This is a genomic window from Roseburia sp. AM23-20 (genome assembly GCF_003470905.1).
Taxonomy (GTDB): domain Bacteria; phylum Bacillota; class Clostridia; order Lachnospirales; family Lachnospiraceae; genus Roseburia; species Roseburia rectibacter.
This window is the reverse complement of sequence record NZ_QRHS01000025.1, coordinates 15,003-34,692: the sequence shown is the minus strand read 5'-3', so window position 1 is coordinate 34,692 and position 19,690 is coordinate 15,003. Positions and strand designations below refer to the sequence as shown.

Sequence of the window (19,690 nt, the reverse complement as noted above, 5' to 3'; positions counted from 1 at the left end):
CCCCCATTTGATATGCGGCAGACACTTCGCCCCTCAACCTGATATCTCTGCCCATTTATATCACTGTACAATAGGGAATAAAATCTTTTGATTCTCCTCATCATACAGATTTTCTTTTGTAATTGTAAGGAAACCGATTTCTTCTGTTTTTGCAGAAGATAACGGCTCCCGCAGTTGTCCTGCGATCGCTGCCACGCTTAAATACCCGATATTAAATTCATTCGGAACGATCAACGCCCTGATTTCTCCTTTGTCAAGGTAATAGACATTTTTTTCCGAACATCCGATTCCGTAAAGCTGGAATTTTATCTGTTTCTGTGCCTGAAGGTAGTCTACCGCCTGCTCTGTAGTATCATTGTCCAAAGACACCACAATATCCACTTTCTTTTTCTGCAGACACCATTCAAATGTATTATTTACGTTATCTTCATCGGACAAGTTCCATGCAATGGATGCACCGGCGGTCTGGATTTTATCCATGAAACCTTTCAGGCACTGCACTCCGGCAGTCTGTTTCTGATTTCCGGCAAGGATTCCAATATTAACTTCCGCTAAATTTTCACCATAATCCGCAATGACAGCCTCTGCAACTGCTGCCCCCATCTCATAAGACTGAGGCAGTATTGCCGCATACATTCCCTCTGCATCCACATCTGTCTCTGCCAGGATCATCTTATCAGAACCGATTTCCACTGCTGCGTCATCTGTGTAATTTCTGCTGTCACACATTTCAACGATCACACCCTTTGCCCCATTGTCAAGCTCCCTGTGGATGATCTGGTATTCTTCTTCGAGATTGAGAAAGTTCCCCGTTGATACAACATTCAACCGGATGTGATAATCCTCTGCGCCACGTTCAAGTCCCTCCCGGAAAGAAGTATACCTGTCGCTGCTGCTGTTTTCTACGATCACGGATACCGGATACCATTCCTCATCTTTATTGTCATCAAGCATCCCATATGTCGCAAAAGCAATAAATGCAATAATCACTATAATCACTGCCATTAAATACATTAAATTATTTTTTCCGGCCTGCTTCATAGCTGTTTTCTCCCTGCTTCTAACCGCTCCTGCTCTTCGGGTGTATATATAATATATGGCAGATGAATTCTTACCGTTGTGCCCTCATCCGGCACACTCTCTATTTCAAGACCATATTTTTCACCAAAACGCAGTCTGATCCGGTTATGCACATTTAAAAGTCCTACACCCGATCCACGTTTGTGTACACGATTATTTTCCCTCAGAAGCTGTTCGACCTCATTTTCCGGTATTCCAAGTCCATTATCCGTTACTTCAATATAGACATCATCATTACGCCGGTATCCCCGGACTTCGATCTCACCGTCTCCGTCCATACATTCCACGCCATAATAGATTGCATTTTCAAGCAACGGCTGCACCACCAGTTTTACCGTACAGCACTGCAGGATCTCTTCATCTATGTCAAACCGCACTTCAAAAATATTTTTATATCGGACTTTCTGGATATTCATATAGTTTCTGGCATGCTTTAACTCATCTTCCACACTTATGACCGTCTTTCCCCTGCTTAAACTGATGCGGAAAAGACTCGCTAACTGTGTGATCATAAACACTGCATCCTCATACCGCTCTCCCTCGATCATCCATACGATCGAATCTAATGTATTATACAGGAAATGAGGATTGATCTGTGACTGAAGTGCATCGAGTTCACTTTTCCTCTTTTCTTCCTGTTCAACCACAATATCCTGCATCAGCTGCCTTATCTGTTCCACAGTAGACTTAAGCGTGCGTCCTAAATGTTCGACCTCCATCGTTCCGCCGATATAAATAGACGGATTCAGGTTTCCTGACTCCCATTCCTTGACGGAGTTATTCAGCTTCTTCAAAGGCATTGCAATACTTGCTGACACCAGCTGATTTAAAAGAATCACAGCAAGCAGGCACACCGTCACTAACATGATCACAAAATATTTTGTACCGGTCATACCCATATCAAAAGAACTCATCGGTACAACACTGACGATCTTCCATCCGGTATAACTTACTGTCTTTACTGTAACAAGACGTTTTTCACCCAGAAAAGTCTCTTCTGTACTTCCATCCTCATATCCTGCGGCTTCGATGTTATTTTCCTGATAAAGATCCGTATAGATCAGTTTCTGTCTCGGATGATAAATGATCTCACCCTTACCATCGATCAGGTAAACATATTCCGATGAATTTCCAACATTTGCTTTCTTTAAGATCTGTTCAATACTGCTGTAATTCATATCAACCAAAAGGACTCCAAGCGTCGACGTTCCATTGCTTGTCAGCTCTACAGCCCGGCTTAAGGAGACGACCCAGTAATAGCGGTAGGTCGGATCATCAAACAGATTCTGCACATGCGGCGTGGAAAAATGCAGATTCTCCATCTGACCGACCGCATCGGTAAACCATTGCTGTGTTATGATATTCACCTGCTCTTTTTCATTTGCAACAGGTACCGCTGCCACAAGCTGCCCATCTCCTGTATAGCAGGCAATACTGATCAGATTATCTTTATTTGCTTCGTACAAAAGATTCATTTCTTCATCCATCGTGTCACTGGCAAGATCTTTATTCTTGATGACACTGTAATACATGGTATCCGAAATACGACGCATATTTCTGAGATAATCCTCCAGATTGATGGCGGTCTGATTTAAAAGCTGCCCTGTGCTCTCGATCGTCATCGTCTCCGCCCTGTTTGAAAACTGCCGGTAGAGCGTGACGCCAAGAAATGACATACTGCAGATGGAAAGGATCGTAAACGAAATAGAGATCGTCACCTGAATACTGTGCGGTTTTACCAAATGTCTTATATATGCAGTTATCTCTTTTATTTTTTCCCTGATGTTTGACAAATTTATTTCCTTTTTTCTGCTTTGTATTTTGAAGGTGACATTCCAAACTGTTTCTTAAATGCATAGCTGAAATAATTTGGGTCTGAGTATCCTACTTTTTCTGCAATAACATATGTTTTCTCATCCTGATTTAATAGCAGATCCAGTGCCTGTTCCATCCGGTACTCCGTCAGATAATTGATAAAAGTTTTTCCGGTTTCTTTTTTAAACACCGTGGAAAAATATGCTGTACTCACAGAAAGATTTTTGCATACACTCTCCACATTAAGACTCGAATCTGCATAATGTTCCCTGACATACTCGATCGCTTTTGTCACAAATGATTTCGTCGTATCCTGTCTGCCATTCTGGATCATCTCCTGCATCTGGCATCCGGTCTTTAACAGCCAGCTTTCCAGTGCTTCTGGTGATTCCATCTGCATAACTTCCCGGTAAATATCACCGGTGCCACCAAAGATTTCATCCAGATTCAGTCCATTGAGCGTACCAAACCGGAAAATCTCAGCAATAAGTTCCGTGATAAATATCTGGTATTTCTGCAGTGATGCCCCCCGTCCGGATAACTGTGTAACGCTCTCTTTCACTGCTTCTTTTAAGGTTCTCTCATCCCCGGTCTTTATCTTTTTTAAGATATTCCCGATCGACTGTTCTTCCCACGGTTCTTCCGCACTGCCCTGTGGATCGATCTCTGCAATATTAATGGCTCTTGTATTTCCATAAATCACACGGTAGGAAACCGCATTGCGCGCTCCCTGATAGGAAGCCGGAAGCTCTGCGATCTCATCACAGATTGCTCCGATTCCAGCGGTGACCTTTGCTCCGCAGACACGCTTCGCCAGTTTACAGAACTTATCCATTGCATTGGTATAAACTGTGATCTCTGCGGTATCTTTCAGCTGCGTGATCACAAGAATGTCTCCCAAATAAAAGAATGTATTAGATCTCCACTTGTCCACAAACTGTTCTTCCGCAAGCTGTTTTACTGACATTCCAAGCAAAAACGGATCGAGTTCAAGCTGTGGATCTTGTGTGCTGATATGTAAGATCGTCGCTACATAATATGGACCGCTCCACGGTATCTGGTATTGTTTTAAATATTTGTCAATCTCAGATGCCGGGATACGTCCCTCGATCAGTGATGTATAAAAGTTTTCCTGCAATACCGGAAGACTTTCCATATAATATGCACGCAGTTTTTCGATATTGCGCTTCTCATCAAGTTCTCTGTCTAAGTTTGTCTTGATCCGCTCAAACACTTCCCGCAGTTCGTTTGAATTGATTGGTTTTAAAATATACTCCTCAGCCTCGATCTTTATGGCTTCTTTTGCATACTCAAATTCATCAAATCCGGAAAAAATAATGATTTTAATTTTCTGGTAAAGCTCTTTTAACTTTTTGCTTAAAGTCAATCCGTCCATGTAAGGCATTTTTATATCTGTCATTACAACATCCGGCTGAATTTCTTCCGCCAGTTCTAATGCTTCCACACCATTTCTTGCATATCCGGCAATACGAAATCCCATCGCTTCCCAGTCAAGTTTTTTCATGATAACAGAATATACTTCTTCCTCATCATCTACCAATAATACCGAATATAAATTCATTGTAACTTTCTCCTGCTAGTCTCCATATTTTGCATTCATATTATGCCATAAAATTCCAAGGATCACAGTGCAGATAATGATCTCTGCCACTGCAATATAGGTGTTCCAGAATAATAAAAACATCATGACAAGCGTTGCAACTGCAAAAAAGAACATCAGCTTTCCTGCAGCCTTTGCATAATTTTCTTCGTCTTTCACTGGCGGCTTATTTTTTCCGCGGATGGCTGAAATATCTTTCATAAACCATAAACGCATTCCATAATAGATCAAAATCACAAATAAAAGTAATGGGATTCCTGCTGTCTCTAAAATCTGTTCTGTAGTCATATAATCCTTGTTTTCCTTTCTTTTTCATAGAGAAAAAATAACGGCTGGTCTGTAACACCCAGCCGTTATTTTACAGTCCGATATAGAAATTATACCGTATCTTTTATTTTCTTGCTATATATTTTCTGATATCCAGAGAAATTGCTACGAAGATTACAACACCGATTGCGATGTACTGTGCGTTCGCATTCATTCCTAAGTACTGGAGTGCAACCTTTAATAACTCGAATACTGCAACACCGATGATAGCGGATGAAACTTTACCACGACCACCTGTTACGGATACACCACCGATCGTACATGCTGCGATTGCTTCCATCTCGTAACCATATCCGGTCTGAACAGATGCACCACCTGCTTTTGCGCCGAGCATGAATCCTGCAAGACCATACATAGCTGCTGCTTTCATGTAGATTAAGATCAATGTTTTCTTTACAGGAACACCTGCAACTTCTGCTGCCTGTGGGTTGCCACCGATCGCATACATATATTTTCCATGACGAGTCATGTTGAAAATGAACCATGTGATTGCTGCCACAACAATTGCAATCCAGATCAGGTAGTTAATACCAAGGAATTTACCATTTGCTACATTTGTGTATGCTTCTACGTAACCACCAAGTGGTGTTGCGTTTGTTACGATAAGTCCAATACCATAAACGATTTCCATCATTGCTAAGGTTGCAATGAAAGGTGGTACATTTAAGTATGCAATAAAGATACCGGTTACAGTACCAAATGCTGCACAGATGAGCATTGCGATGATCGCTACTAAAAATACGTTCATAGGTTTCATATCCGGGAAGAATTTACCGGAGTAATCCAGACGCTGTAACAACATACCTGAGACACATGCACCAAAACCGATCATACGTCCTGCGGAAAGGTCACATCCTGCGGTGATAACACATCCTGCAATACCAAGTGCAATGACAAGTCGTGCACTCATATTCATAAGAATATTCATTAAGTTGTTGCTTGTAAAGAAGTTATTGGATGTTAAACCGGTATAGATTACCAGAATGAACATTACAATAATAACCCCGTTGTTGATCAAAAAATCTTTTACTTTCTGCTGTTTTGTCTTTCCCATTTTCGTCTCCTCCTATCGCATCAGAATCTTGTTGCGTATTCCATAATTTTTGCCTGTGTCATATCTTCCGGTTTCTCAACCTCACCGGTCAGTTTACCGTTACACATAACACAAATTCTGTCTGACATTCCAAGAAGCTCTGACATCTCTGAAGAAATCATGATGATTGCTTTTCCCTGTTTTGCTAAGTCACACATAATCTCATAAATCTCATGTTTTGCACCTACATCAATACCACGGGTAGGCTCATCCATGATCAGAACATCCGGATCGTTGGCTAACCATCTTGCAACGATTACTTTCTGCTGGTTACCTCCGGACAGATTGGAAATATGTTCTTTCATGCTCGGAGTCTTAATGCTTAATTTTTTAATACTGCTTGTTACGATCTCATTGATCTTTTTGTGATTTAAAACAAATCCTGCATTGAGATATTTGTTATAAATAGATACACCTACATTATCCTTTATGGACAGGCATCCGAAAATACCGTTTCCTCTTCGATCCTCAGTGATCAGACCAATTCCTGCATTCATCGCATCGATCGGATGTTTGATCTTTACCTTTTTGTCATGCATATAGATCTCACCGGATGCAATACCACGGATACCGAAGATTCCTTCCATAAGCTCTGTTCTCTGTGCACCTACCAGACCGCCAAATCCAAGGATCTCGCCTTTGTGGAGCTGAAAACTTACATTCTGGAATGATTTCGCATGAATGGAGCAAAGATTCTTTACTTCCATAACTACTTCATCACTCGGTTTGTTTTCTCTCGGTGGATATACATTGGTCAGCTCACGTCCAACCATCTTTGTGATGATCTGGTCTGTTGTCATCTCTGCTGCCGGCCAGGTTCCAACATATGTACCATCCCGCATGACCGTGATATCATCAGCGATCCGTTTGATCTCATCCATCTTATGTGAAATGTAAACCATTGCCACACCTTTGTCTCTTAGATCATTCATGATGCGGAACAATGCTTCTACTTCGTTATCGGAAAGAGAAGATGTCGGCTCATCAAAGATGATAACTTTCGCCTGCTGTGAAACAGCCTTTGCAATCTCAACAGACTGCATCTGACCTATGGATAAAGATCCAAGCTGTGCTTTCGGATCAAAATCCATTTTTACTTCTTTTAACCATTTTGCAGTCTCTTCATACATTTTCTTATGATCGATGACTTTTAATGGTCCATACTTTGTCGGGAATCTTCCCAGATACATATTTTCTGCAACGCTTCTTGCCGGTACCGGCTGCAATTCCTGATGTACCATGGCAATTCCTTTTTTCATTGCCTCATCCGGATTATTGATCTCGACTTTTTCTCCGTCCAAAATAATTTCTCCGGCATCCATTTTATAGATACCAAACAGACATTTCATCAGGGTTGATTTTCCTGCACCGTTTTCCCCCATCAGTGCATGGACTGTTCCCGGACGGAGTGATAACTGTACATTGTCAAGTGCTTTGACACCGGGGAAAGATTTGCACACACCCCTAAGCTCCAGTTTATACTCAGCCATGTTTCTCCTCCTTTATATCATTTGGCTTACTTCTCTGCCAATTATGTTCCTATTTCATATCTGTGCTATTTAGCACACTTCATTTTTCATAGAATATATATCTGCCTGTTTTTATTTCATACATTCATTTCTGCATTTCTGCAGTCTGATCATAATTCTTATGAATAGTGGCAGCGGGTGCCATATGCACCCGCACCACTTTTATACCCTGTTCTTTTTACAGATTATTTAACCATGTCAAGAACATCCTGTGCATTGTCTTTTGTTACTTTTACATAATCACATCCGATGTAGTGATCATTGCCAGCGCCTGTGATGTAGTTGATAGCTGCATCTGCTGCACTGTGGGACTGTGAGAAGTGATCGTTAAATACAGTACCTGTCATGGTTCCTGCAAGAACATCCTCTAATGCCTCTGATAATGCATCAACACCTACCAGATAAATATCAGTACCTACGGTACGTCCTGCACTCTGGATTGCCTGTAAAGCACCAAGTGCCATTGCATCGTTGTTACAGAATACAACTTCTACATCGTTACCGTACTGTCCAAGGGCATTTGCTACGATCTGCTGTGCCTGATCCTGCTGCCAGTTACCAACCTGATCAGATAAGCAGTTAACTTCAAGTCCTGCATCCTCAAGAGCTTTTACAGAATACTCTGTACGGTACTGTGCATCAACGTTCTCCGGATCACCTTCTACCATAACGTAGTCGATCTTTCCATTTCCATTTAAATCAACGGTATCAAGGCCAAGATCACTGATCATTTCACCCTGGAAAGTACCGGACTGACGGGCATCACATCCAACGTATGTAACATCCCAGTTGTTATCTGACCATCTCTTCTGCTCTTCTTCATCCGGCTCACGGTTGATGTATACAAGCGGGATTCCTGCTGCAACTACTTTATCTGTGATGGTTGCTGCGGAAGAAGAGTTAACCGGGTTGATAATAAGAACATCTACACCCTCTGTGATGAAGTTATCGATCTGACCTGTCTGTGTAGCCTGATCGTTTGCACCATCAACGATTGTGATATTGTCTTTTGAAAATCCTTTTTCTACCAGATAATTTTCAAGCTCTGTACGGAACAGTGTCATGAAGTTATCGGAGAACTGGTAAATACATACACCAACTTTTTTGTCTGCAAGACTTGCATCTGCGTCTGTTGCTGCATCGGCTGCTGCGTCCCCTGCGTCGGCTGCCTCTGTAGCTGCTGCATCATTTGATGTATCGCTTGCTGCTGCATCGCTTGCTGCTGCATCGGTTGTTGTTCCGGCATTGTTTGTGGATGCATTATTGCTTCCGCCACATCCTGCTACCATAGATGCTACCATTGCTGTTGCTAAGATTACACTAACTACCTTTCTTTTCATAGAAAAATCCTCCCATTTGATTTAATGTATTTGTAACTCTTTGTTTGTTACAAGTGCATTATATCAACAGGAGGATTAGATAAACATACAATATTCTTCTGTCTTTCTTGAAAATTCTTCTTTTTTATTTGTGCACTTTATCAATTTTCTTTATTTTTCGTTTTGTTTCGTTGTGTATTTTGACATAACGATAAATTATTTCGTATTTTTTTCACGTCATTCTGTCACTTTAAAGTGTAAAAATATAATTCTAGGTAAAGAAAAAAGATGCAGGATTTTCCCGCATCTTCCTTCTGATATAACATAGTATCATTCCATATTTTTTTATAATTCTAAGATCTTCTCGGCGATCTCCACAGCATCACGGATACAATCCGGACAGCTTCTTAGTACCTTTCCAGTTGTAACACCTTTTAATTCCCCACAGGTCAGTGATCCGTTTTTAGCAAGAAATTCCTTCGTGATCTCCCTGGTCAGTTTGTAGGTATCTGCCTTGCTTGCCGGCTGCTCTAGGTTTTTGCAGCTATTTTTTAATCCTGCAAGCATAACAGCACCGGATACTGCTCCGCAGGTTGCTGCCATGCCACCCATGCCAAGTCCAAATCCCTCACAGGCTGCAAATAACGTTTCCTCCGGTATTCCGGTTTCGTCAGCAAATGCACAGGCAACTGCCTGTGCACAATTAAATCCTTTATTATGTAATTCGATCGCTTTTTCTTTTCTGGTCATCTGATGTGTCCTCCACTTTTATTCTGCCTCATCAATCGCTTTTCCGATATCATGACGCATATATTTATTGGCAAAGCTGACCCACTCGGTTGCCTCATAGGCTTTCTTTCTTGCCTCTTTCAGATCGGCTCCGGTTGCCGTGATACCGAGCACACGTCCGCCGTTTGTGACGATATCGCCATTCTCATCAAATTTCGTTCCGGCATGGAAGCAGAAATAGTCATCTTTTCCATCAAATTTTTCAAGACCACTGATCTTAAATCCTTTTTCATAAGATACCGGGTATCCATCCGATGCTAAAACCACGCAGACTGCTGCATTATCCTCAAACCGCAGGTCAATGGTATCTAACTTACCATCTACACAGGCTTCCATTACATCAATGATATCATTTTTCATACGTGGAAGTACGACCTGTGCTTCCGGATCACCGAATCTCGCATTATACTCTAACACTTTCGGTCCATCCTCTGTCAGCATCAATCCAAAGAAAATAACGCCGGTAAACGGTCTTCCCTCTGCGGCCATGGCATCCACGGTTGCCTGATAAATGTATTTCTGACAGAAATCATCCACTTCTTTCGTGTAAAAAGGACTTGGTGAAAAGTTTCCCATTCCTCCGGTATTTAATCCCTGATCACCGTCTTTTGCGCGTTTGTGATCCTGTGCAGAAGACATGATCTTTATCGTCTTTCCATCCACAAAAGATAAAACAGACACTTCACGTCCTGTCATAAATTCTTCCACGACCATGGTATTTCCGGCAGTTCCGAACTTTTTATCCTCCATGATCTCTTTAACACCAGCTTTTGCTTCCTCTAAGGTATTACAAATCAAAACACCTTTACCAAGCGCCAACCCATCAGCTTTTAATACGATCGGCATCTTTGCTGTCTCTAAATAAGCAAGTGCCTCCTCTGCTGAAGTAAAGTTTTCATAAGCCGCTGTCGGAATATTATATTTTTTCATGAGATCTTTTGAGAATGCCTTAGAGCCCTCTAAAATAGCTGCATTCTTACGAGGTCCAAATACCTTTAATCCCTCTGCTTCAAAAACATCCACAATACCACCAACCAGTGGATCATCCATTCCAACGATCGTAAAATCAATGGCATGCTCTTTTGCAAAAGCCACAAGTTTATCAAACTCCATGGCACCGATCGGTACACACTCTGCAAGGGCCGCAATTCCGGCATTTCCCGGAGCGCAGTAAATTTTATCGACACGCGGGCTTTTTGCCACACTTGTCACGATTGCATGTTCACGTCCACCGCTTCCAACTACTAATACTTTCATTCTCCGTCGCTCCTTACTCTTTTATGATACACTTTGTTTCATTTATCTCACTGCCACTTCATGAATACATTTTATCGGTCTGATATTCCATTATTTACTCTGCAATGATCACATGACCATCTTTCACGGATACCTTCCCGTTTGCGATCAGATCGATCGCTTTCGGAAGGATCACCCACTCTGCCTGTTCCATGACACGACGCTGCAATACTTCCGGGGTATCACCCTGCTTTACCTCAACTGCCTTCTGTAAAATGATAGGTCCTGTATCTGTCCCCTCATCCACGAAATGTACCGTTGCACCGGTTACTTTTACGCCACGGGCAAGCACACCTTCATGCACTTTTAATCCATAAAACCCTTTTCCACAAAAAGACGGAATCAGGGATGGATGAATATTCACAATGCGGTTTTCGTATTCTTTTATCATCATTTCCGGCAATACTACAAGAAATCCTGCGAGCACGACGAGATCCACATTGTAAGAATTTAATTTTTCAAGGAATGCCTGATTAAAAGCCTCCCTGCTTTCAAAATCTTTCGGTGAGATACACAATGCTTCGATTCCATGTGCCCTCGCACGTTCTAATGCATAGGCATTTACATTATTGCTGATGACAACCGAAATACATGCATTTGTTATTTTTCCTGCACTGATTGCATCTATGATCGCCTGAAGATTTGTTCCTCCACCGGATACTAAGACTGCCAGTTTTAGCATAAGGTTACTCCTTTTTCACCATCTTTGATCTCGCCAACCACATATGGTGTCTCGCCTGCTGCTTTGATTGCTTCCATAGTCTTATCCACATCAGCAGGATCTACTGCAAGTACCATACCAAGTCCCATATTGTAGGTATTGTACATCATTTTTTCTTCGACCTGTCCTTTTTCTGCCATCAGTTTAAAGATAGCCGGAACCTCATAGCTGTCTTTGCGGATCATGGCATGTTTTCCCTCCGGCAGCATTCTCGGAACATTCTCATAGAAACCGCCACCTGTAATATGGCTGCATGCTTTGACACGTACTCCCGCTTCTTTGACGCTGCGCAGTGCTTTTACATAAATTCTTGTAGGTACAAGCAATGCCTCTCCAAGCGTTTTTCCTAATTCATCATAATATGTATCGAGACTCTCTTTTGTCATTTCAAAGATTTTTCTGACAAGGGAAAAACCGTTAGAATGTACACCGGAGGATGCCATACCGATCAGTACGTCTCCTGCCTTTAAGTCGGCACCTGTGATAATGTCCTTTTCATCTACAACACCAACTGCAAATCCTGCAAGATCATATTCATCTTCAGGCATCAGTCCCGGATGCTCTGCTGTCTCCCCACCGATCAAGGCTGCATCAGACTGTTTGCATCCCTCTGCCACACCACTTACGATAGATGCGATCTTTTCCGGATAGTTCTTTCCACATGCAATATAATCAAGGAAAAATAAAGGTTCGCCGCCTGCACATGCGATATCGTTGACACACATTGCAACACAGTCAATTCCGATCGTATCATGTTTGTCCATAAGAAACGCAAGTTTTATTTTGGTACCTACACCGTCTGTTCCGGATACTAAGGTAGGTTTCTCCATGTTTTTGAATTTTTCCATGGAAAATGCACCGGAAAATCCGCCAAGGCCTGTCAGAACCTCTGGTCTCATGGTTCCCTGTACATATTTTTTCATCAGTTCCACTGATTTGTATCCTGCTTCGATATCAACACCGGAATTTTTGTAATCCATTTACTTTTCCTCCTGAATCTGTTGTTTACATGTTCATTTTTTGTATCGTCTGTCCGTCTCTGCTGTCATGTGTTTTATTCAGAATAATACATTTATCATTATCTGCTTCTTTTAGTAATTCTTATAGCCGACTTCCTGTAATCTGGCATCTTTCGCCTGAACCTGCTCTTTTAACTCTTTCGAATATTCTTTTAATTTCGCAAGCAGTGCCTCATCTGATGTAGCAAGGATCTTTGCTGCAAGCAGACCTGCATTTGCTCCACCGTTGATTGCTACGGTTGCAACCGGAATACCGGATGGCATCTGAACGATCGAGTATAAAGAATCTCTTCCACCAAGCGATGTGGTATGCATTGGGATACCAATGACCGGCATCGGGAAAATCGCTGCACACATACCCGGTAAATGTGCTGCCATTCCTGCACCTGCAATGATCACCTTAAAACCTTTTGCTTCCGCACTTTTTGCATATTCAAAAAATACATCCGGCTCTCTGTGCGCAGAGATGATCGTCATCTCATAATCAATTCCAAGCTTATCTAAAATATCTGCAGCTTTTGCCATAACCGGCATATCTGAATCGCTGCCCATTACAATACCAACTTTTGCCATAATCGTGCTCCTTCCAGATTCCTACAGTATCAAATCTCCACTGTTATCTATGTGTATTGTAACTGTCATTCTTTTAGAAGTCCAATTAATATTTATTATTTTATTTATTAAATAATCTTATATATTATCTTATTAATTTCTGAAGCAGGACTCCAGCTTATTTTTAACAATCCTGTTTTTATAAAAGCGGCTCATTCAGCTGCTCTGTTCCGGCTAAGACAAATTTGCCATCTGCAATGATATCTTCTGTACTGCCATCTTTTCTTATCACTGTAATCTTGTCAAGCTCATCATATGGGATCGTAATATCTGTATGACAATTTAAATACGCTTTTTCTACGGACTCTTTTCTCTGTGCAGATACACTATTTTCCCTTGCAACGATCGCTTTTCCATCCGGGTTATAGGAAATGTTGTCCTCCTCATGACTGTAACAGGTATCTCCCACTGCAAAATGTGGTCCTGTTTTCTCCGCGATCAGAATCGGCAGCTTATCTGCGATCTGATAATCTCTCGCCATTCGGTATGCTGTCGTATTCGTCCCAATCGCAAATTCCCCCATCGGCAATGTATCATGATGTTTCAGGACATTATCACGGATATATTTTTTATTTTCCGCCTCATCCTTAAAATTCGTGCAGGTATAGGATTCTACCATACCATCCTTAAACCGTATCTCTAAATTCTCATAATTAAGTCCGTTTAAATATACCTGTCCGACAAATAATGTTCCCGTGGTCTTTTCTAGTACCGGTGAAGTAAATACCTCTCCCACCGGAATATTGACATCTGCCACACAGTTTTCAAATGCAGTCTCCTTTGACGGATCTTTTAATTTCCAGATATTTACATATAAATCTGTTTTGTTTTTTCCTTTTCCTGTGATGTGTACCTGATCTGCTGTATCTAAAACATCAATGATCTTCTGCTGAATTGTCTGGTATAATTTGTAATCTAACGTATTTAATTTCACAGTCTCAGCAAAGATTTCTTCGAAACGCTCTCCAATCTCCGGTATCGGGTATGCGATGATCGTAAAACTGCGTTCTTCGCCCTTGATATATTCATTGATCATCTGCCCTGCCATATTCATCTCATAAACGCACAGTTTCTGCTGTTTTTCGTTATATTTCACTGCACACTCTTTATTTTCCGGTGAAAACGGTTCTTCCCCGAATACTTCAATAACTGCCGGACCTGCATGACCTGCTGCAAGTTTTTTCTCTTCCTCGAAATAATTTTTTCTTGCCTCTAAGCAGCGTTCCACATATGCTTTATCCAGATAAAGCGCACGGTCTTCCCTGTGGTCATAGTCAAACTGTTTGTTTGGTGAAGTTGCCGTTGCAAGCATGGTCGGCTTTAAATTCATTTTTTCAAAATTATGCACCGCTGCACGGACCATACGCTCAAAACCGATCGGATAACGTAACTGGACAGTCTGCTTTTTACTAAGATCCTTGCCTGTCACTTCAAAACCGATCCGGTAACCTTCCGTATAGGTATCTGCCATTGCCTGGATCTCTTCATCAGTCATTTTATTTAAAAATGCTGCGATCTGTTTTTCATTTTCTCCAATATATACACCGTATCGATACAGATAGCGCAGATCCGTAAGATCTGCATTCATCACAATATCCGTCTCAAAATCTTCCGCTGGATCAATCAGCCTGCGCAGGCTTCTTTCATAAAAAATCTCACTGTAATCATGGAAAAACCAGTACAGATCCTGCTGCACTGCCGACTTCTCCGGAGCATCTTTTTCTTCTCCATTCTCAAAACGGTTATAGATTTCCACAAATAATTCCATCTGGATCGTAAGCTGCATCAGATCTCCACGAAACGCCGCACCAATCTCCCTTCTTACGTAAGCAAAATAAGCACAGAGCAACTGCCCAAACTCTTCTCCTAATATTTTCACAGCATAGTCCGGATTCGCATAGCTTGTCTGATATGCAGCTCCAAGTATATCCTCATAGAATCCCAGATTACATTCTTCTGCTTCCTTTAAACTCCGCTTTTGAATCGCATCATCTGCCCACAGATCGTAAACAGCCGCCTGTTTCTGCAGTAACTGTGCCGTCTGTCTGAAATATTCTTTATATTTTTCTTTGGTCTCCGGCTTTTCTTCGATCTCTGCGATCCGTTCACGCACCAGCGCAAAACGCTCCTCCGCAAGTTCGTTGGATTCTTTATATAATTCTTTATACAACATTAAGTCAAAACCTCCACAACAAAATTCTATCACTCATCAATCAGTTTTCCATACTTCGCATTTTTTTCGATCAATGACTTTGCATACTCCCAGATACGCTCAGAGCCCTCATGCACTCTCTCATCTCTTTTAAGTACCTGAGACTTTTTCACACCATGTTCTTCCCATGAGATACCACCCGATGCATCATTTAAAAATAATGGTTGCACCTTATCTAACATATTGGCAAACTTTGATTCCGGTGTCTCCATAGCCTCAAACTCATCCCACAGACTGCGGTATTCCTTCTTCTGTGTTTCCGGGAGTAACCCAAAGATCCTGTCTGCCGCTTTTAATTCGCGCTCCCGCTTTGTCTTATTGCCCTCCGTATCATATGCGTAGGTATCTCCGGCATCGATTTCTATGACATCATGAAGAAGTACCATTTTCATGGTTTTTAATACATCAATCGGCTCATTCGCGTAATCAGCAAGCACAAACGCCATCAGTGCCAGATGCCAGGAATGTTCCGCATCATTTTCTTTTCTGCTCCCATCGCTTAAATACGTCTGTCTTGTAATCTTTTTTATTTTATCCAGTTCCATAATAAATGAAATCTGTTTTTCAAAATCTGTCATTTGAATCTCCATTTCTTTTATAAATGAATGTCTCTATTCTGAGTCATTATAAATTATCAAAATATATCACGTTGTAATCTAACACATTGTGATTTACAGCAAAAATCCAACCACATATAATGCCACCCATGCACCAACTGCAAGGAAAGAACATATCGTCGCAAGGTAAGGAAAAAAACGATAAGAATTTTCCTCTCTTAAACTTAAGACAGCATTAAATAATGCGACCACACCGACTAACATGGACGATACTCCTGCACTTCCAAGATACATACTGCCGTTTCCTCTGTTTTGAAAAGAACAGACAATAACAGCAACAAGAACTGCTAAAGAAATAACTGACAGCATCCATGCAATAACTCCCCTTTTTGATTGCTTTTTGTCTGTGAATTTATATCCTCTTTTATGCTTTTTATGCATCCTATTTATCCTCATTTTCACACTTTTTATCCATGTGTCTGACAGGCACATATTTTTACCCTAAATCTTCCATGCCGTTCTCAAATATCATTTTCCTGCCGACATTCTTTTATTATACAAAAACATATCTTTTTATGCAACCTGTCCGGCAGTCATATTGTTCTTGCACTCCAAGTAAAAAGCGTTTACTATAACAATAGATTTTAAAGATATTACCATGTAACCTGCAGGAGGATTTTATCAATGAAAGTTTATGTATGTTTCCCTAAAGGAAAGGCGAAAGCACTGACTATGAGCTACGATGACGGCAAAATTCAGGACGAACGTCTTGTCTCCATTTTTAACCGTTATGGCATACGGGGAACTTTTAATTTAAATTATGGAATGATCGATAAAGAAGGGCTTACTCCACCACGGATTAAAAGTTCACGTATCAACGAACTTTATACCGGACATGAAATTGCAACCCATACCATGACTCACCCGACCATTGCACGCTGTCCGATGACGGAAGTTGCAGAAGAAATTTTAGCTGACCGGAAAGGTTTAGAACAGATCACCGGCCGCATTATCCGCGGACATGCTTATCCAAATGGTTCCTACAATGAAGACATCAAACAATTATTCCGCCAGCTTGGAATTGCCTATGCCCGTGTCGTAGAACCGGCAGCTGATTTTGCACTTCCAACCGATCCGCTTGAATGGCACCCGACCTGTCATCATGACGCCCCGGATCTGATGGAAAAAGCTGAATTTTTTGCAGAATTTAAGAAAAAACAGTATTTAAAATTAATGTATGTATGGGGGCACAGTTATGAATTTGACAATCATGATAACTGGAATGTAATTGAAGATTTCTGCGCATATATGGGTGGCAGGGATGATATCTGGTACGCAACCAACATCGAGATCATTGACTATATGGACGCTGCAAAACGTATCCTCTTTTCTGCAGACTGCAGGAGAGTTTACAATCCAAGTGCCCTCAGTGTATGGCTCGAAGTTGATGGCGATTCTGTGATAGAAGTAAAAAGCGGTACCTATCTGGAACTTTAATTATCATGCACCTTTCGCTCTGTGATCTTTCGCGTCAACTTTTTCACCAGATCATAGATAAGAAATCCAAACAATCCCCCGATCGTATTTAAGATCAGGTCGTCTACATCCAGACTTCCAACCTTAAATACCAGTTGCAGTATTTCCACGACAAGACTTAATTCAAAACTGTAAAGAACCGTATACCACATTTTTCTGCACCGTTCATAATAGATCGGCAAAAATGTTCCAAATGGCATAAACGCAATAATATTGCCGGCAAGGTTCAAAACTACTGCATAAGTGCCAAGAGCTTTACGATAACGGATAAATCGCATAATTTCTTTGAATGGAACAAGGTTATAGTGATATGCTCTTTCACTATAAGTTCGTCCCATTTCTTCTGAAAAAAATAAAAAATAAAATAACACTGCAAAGTAAACAGTGAACAATACGCCGGCAATCAGCCGGCGTCTTTTTTTTCTGTCATCCATCGCATTATTTACATCCATACTGTTCATAGTATGCATCAATTGCTTTTTTTATCTCATCATTAATGACAATTTTGCCCTGACACTCCTTATTGTAAAGATGTTCTACGACCTCTTCCATCGTTACAATCGCATTTGTCGGAAAACCATAAGTCTCTCGGATTTCATCAAGTGCACTCATTTTACCGCCAAGTCCCATTTCCATACGGTTTAAAGAAACCATCAGGCCAACGATCTCAACATTTGCAGCTCCTCTTACTTTCGGAACTGTCTCCTCCATGGATTTACCGGATGTTGTAACATCCTCGATCATGACAACACGGTCACCGTCTTTTAAACTGCTTCCAAGGAAACTTCCCTTATCTGCTCCGTGGTCTTTTTCTTCTTTTCTATCCGAACAGTAACGGACTTCTTTTCCATACAATTTGCTGAATGCAACTGCTGTTACAACACTGATCGGGATTCCCTTGTATGCCGGTCCGAATAATACATCAAAATCATCTCCATACTTCTCATGGATCGCCTTTGCGTAATACTCACCAAGACGCATTAACTGTGAACCTGTCACATAAGCTCCTGCATTCATAAAAAATGGGGATTTACGTCCACTCTTTAATGTAAACTCTCCAAATTTGAGCACATCACTCTCAACCATAAACTCGATAAATTCCTGCTTGTACTGTTCCATTTTATCTACGACCTCCTGTTTAACTTCCTGAATATCGATTGTTTGCACCTGATTCTCTCGTGTCTTCACAATTATTTTTATACTATCATAAGTGTCTTAGAATCTCAATCTCTTTTAACTTCATTTTTTAACCTGTAGAAAAGACATTAGAATTTTTATCAGACAAGACCCTATTTTAAATCTTCTGTTTCATAACATATCTGTCTATTCCGTCAGTTCTCCTATCACTGTGATAAATCTTTGCTCTGTAAGACCGGAACTTTCTATGGTAAATATAACTCCATCTTTTTCAAAAACAGCAACATAACTATACCCGCCAGTCTGCCCGATCGGATAACATCCCGCTGTGACCGTAATCCCATGCACCAGAGACGTGGCTAAATGTGTATCTGTAAATCTTGTCACGATCCCGGATTCCGTTGTACGAACTCCGATTTTCAATGTACGTCCTCCACTTTCATCCGAATAGATCAGACTATTATTATCATCCACTGCTTCTCCTGCTTTATCATATCCAACATGATAAACACCATCCGACAGGATGAATCCATCTGGAATGGAAGTCGGACAGATCTTTGTTCCAAAATATTCTTCCAGCCCCGCTGCGTCATAAGAAACAATCTGATCCGGTTCTGCTACATCATAGGCTATACTTTCCATTTCGCGAATCTCATTAAAGATCAGACCGGTATCCTCCTCTGCTGTTTCCACACCTGCCTCATCCGCTGATCCGGCTGCTGTACTTCCATACATACCATCATAATCATTGAAAACCGTATCCACAGAGTTATTTTTGTTTCCTGAATATCCATTCCTGATCCTTCCATAAAACATTCCTGCACCGATGATCAGCACAAATGCTGTCATACACATCGCCGCCGAAATAGTGATATGCGCAGGCTGTTCCTTCTCTAAAGGGATTTTTTCTCTTATAACATAAAACATCCGCTTCATCCGTGATTTTGATTTTATCTCAACTTCCGCATCTGAAACATACTTTGGATCAATATGCCCGAATGCATCAATCAGATCATCTGCTTTCACT

The 19,690-nt window shown here is 41.2% G+C and carries 19 protein-coding genes; 1 reads left to right on the top strand and 18 read right to left on the bottom strand.

Annotated features, from left to right (window positions below):
- Positions 1-60: 60 nt before the first annotated feature.
- The 15 genes from DW650_RS15890 to DW650_RS15820 form a co-directional block, all read right to left on the bottom strand.
- The gene (locus tag DW650_RS15890) at positions 61-1,041 is read right to left on the bottom strand and encodes a substrate-binding domain-containing protein (protein ID WP_117922023.1); all 981 of its coding nucleotides are present in this window, start codon (positions 1,039-1,041) and stop codon (positions 61-63) included.
- Complete coding sequence (locus DW650_RS15885) at positions 1,038-2,879, bottom strand: sensor histidine kinase (RefSeq protein ID WP_118210490.1); 1,842 nt, start codon at positions 2,877-2,879, stop codon at positions 1,038-1,040. The genes DW650_RS15890 and DW650_RS15885 overlap by 4 nt, the downstream gene beginning before the upstream one ends.
- Complete coding sequence (locus DW650_RS15880; protein ID WP_117922021.1) at positions 2,876-4,477, bottom strand: response regulator; 1,602 nt, start codon at positions 4,475-4,477, stop codon at positions 2,876-2,878. The genes DW650_RS15885 and DW650_RS15880 overlap by 4 nt, the downstream gene beginning before the upstream one ends.
- A gap of 15 nt (positions 4,478-4,492) precedes the next feature.
- Complete coding sequence (locus tag DW650_RS15875; RefSeq protein ID WP_117922020.1) at positions 4,493-4,804, bottom strand: hypothetical protein; 312 nt, start codon at positions 4,802-4,804, stop codon at positions 4,493-4,495.
- Between the two features lie 103 nt (positions 4,805-4,907).
- Positions 4,908-5,897, bottom strand: a complete 990-nt coding sequence (locus DW650_RS15870) for a galactose/methyl galactoside ABC transporter permease MglC (RefSeq protein ID WP_117922019.1) — start codon at positions 5,895-5,897, stop codon at positions 4,908-4,910.
- Between the two features lie 20 nt (positions 5,898-5,917).
- On the bottom strand, positions 5,918-7,426 hold the full coding sequence (locus DW650_RS15865) for a sugar ABC transporter ATP-binding protein (RefSeq protein WP_117922018.1): 1,509 nt from the start codon (positions 7,424-7,426) through the stop codon (positions 5,918-5,920).
- 224 nt (positions 7,427-7,650) lie between these two features.
- Positions 7,651-8,805: a galactose ABC transporter substrate-binding protein gene (locus DW650_RS15860; protein ID WP_117922017.1), complete on the bottom strand. Its 1,155-nt coding sequence runs from the start codon at positions 8,803-8,805 to the stop codon at positions 7,651-7,653.
- Positions 8,806-9,129: 324 nt separating this feature from the next.
- Positions 9,130-9,534: a C-GCAxxG-C-C family protein gene (locus DW650_RS15855; protein ID WP_118210489.1), complete on the bottom strand. Its 405-nt coding sequence runs from the start codon at positions 9,532-9,534 to the stop codon at positions 9,130-9,132.
- An 18-nt stretch (positions 9,535-9,552) separates the two neighbouring features.
- On the bottom strand, positions 9,553-10,830 hold the full coding sequence (gene purD, locus DW650_RS15850; protein WP_117922015.1) for a phosphoribosylamine--glycine ligase: 1,278 nt from the start codon (positions 10,828-10,830) through the stop codon (positions 9,553-9,555).
- Between the two features lie 94 nt (positions 10,831-10,924).
- Positions 10,925-11,551, bottom strand: a complete 627-nt coding sequence (purN, locus tag DW650_RS15845) for a phosphoribosylglycinamide formyltransferase (RefSeq protein ID WP_117922014.1) — start codon at positions 11,549-11,551, stop codon at positions 10,925-10,927.
- Positions 11,545-12,570, bottom strand: coding sequence for a phosphoribosylformylglycinamidine cyclo-ligase (gene purM, locus DW650_RS15840; RefSeq protein ID WP_117922013.1), 1,026 nt, complete (start codon positions 12,568-12,570; stop codon positions 11,545-11,547). Before purM ends, purN begins: the two co-directional genes overlap by 7 nt.
- 111 nt (positions 12,571-12,681) lie before the next feature.
- On the bottom strand, positions 12,682-13,182 hold the full coding sequence (gene purE / locus DW650_RS15835; protein WP_006855648.1) for a 5-(carboxyamino)imidazole ribonucleotide mutase: 501 nt from the start codon (positions 13,180-13,182) through the stop codon (positions 12,682-12,684).
- Positions 13,183-13,360: 178 nt separating this feature from the next.
- A complete protein-coding gene (locus DW650_RS15830) occupies positions 13,361-15,394 on the bottom strand; it encodes an aminopeptidase (RefSeq protein ID WP_118210488.1) in 2,034 nt (677 codons plus the stop codon).
- Between the two features lie 29 nt (positions 15,395-15,423).
- The gene (locus DW650_RS15825; RefSeq protein ID WP_118210487.1) at positions 15,424-16,011 is read right to left on the bottom strand and encodes an HD domain-containing protein; all 588 of its coding nucleotides are present in this window, start codon (positions 16,009-16,011) and stop codon (positions 15,424-15,426) included.
- Positions 16,012-16,104: 93 nt separating this feature from the next.
- A complete protein-coding gene (locus tag DW650_RS15820; protein WP_241070731.1) occupies positions 16,105-16,431 on the bottom strand; it encodes a DUF6142 family protein in 327 nt (108 codons plus the stop codon).
- Between the two features lie 243 nt (positions 16,432-16,674).
- On the opposite strand from DW650_RS15820, the gene DW650_RS15815 reads away from it, so the two are divergent.
- Positions 16,675-17,487 carry a polysaccharide deacetylase family protein gene (locus DW650_RS15815; protein ID WP_117922009.1) on the top strand — a complete coding sequence of 271 codons (813 nt, stop codon included), beginning with the start codon at positions 16,675-16,677 and terminating at the stop codon, positions 17,485-17,487.
- On the opposite strand, the gene DW650_RS15810 is transcribed toward DW650_RS15815, so the two are convergent.
- The 3 genes from DW650_RS15810 to DW650_RS15800 form a co-directional block, all read right to left on the bottom strand.
- Complete coding sequence (locus tag DW650_RS15810) at positions 17,484-17,987, bottom strand: VanZ family protein (RefSeq protein WP_118210486.1); 504 nt, start codon at positions 17,985-17,987, stop codon at positions 17,484-17,486. The genes DW650_RS15815 and DW650_RS15810 overlap by 4 nt on opposite strands.
- A complete protein-coding gene (gene pyrE, locus DW650_RS15805) occupies positions 17,965-18,645 on the bottom strand; it encodes an orotate phosphoribosyltransferase (protein ID WP_015559808.1) in 681 nt (226 codons plus the stop codon). Before pyrE ends, DW650_RS15810 begins: the two co-directional genes overlap by 23 nt.
- Before the next feature lie 204 nt (positions 18,646-18,849).
- Complete coding sequence (locus DW650_RS15800) at positions 18,850-19,689, bottom strand: hypothetical protein (RefSeq protein ID WP_118210485.1); 840 nt, start codon at positions 19,687-19,689, stop codon at positions 18,850-18,852.
- Between the last annotated feature and the right edge of the window lies 1 nt (position 19,690).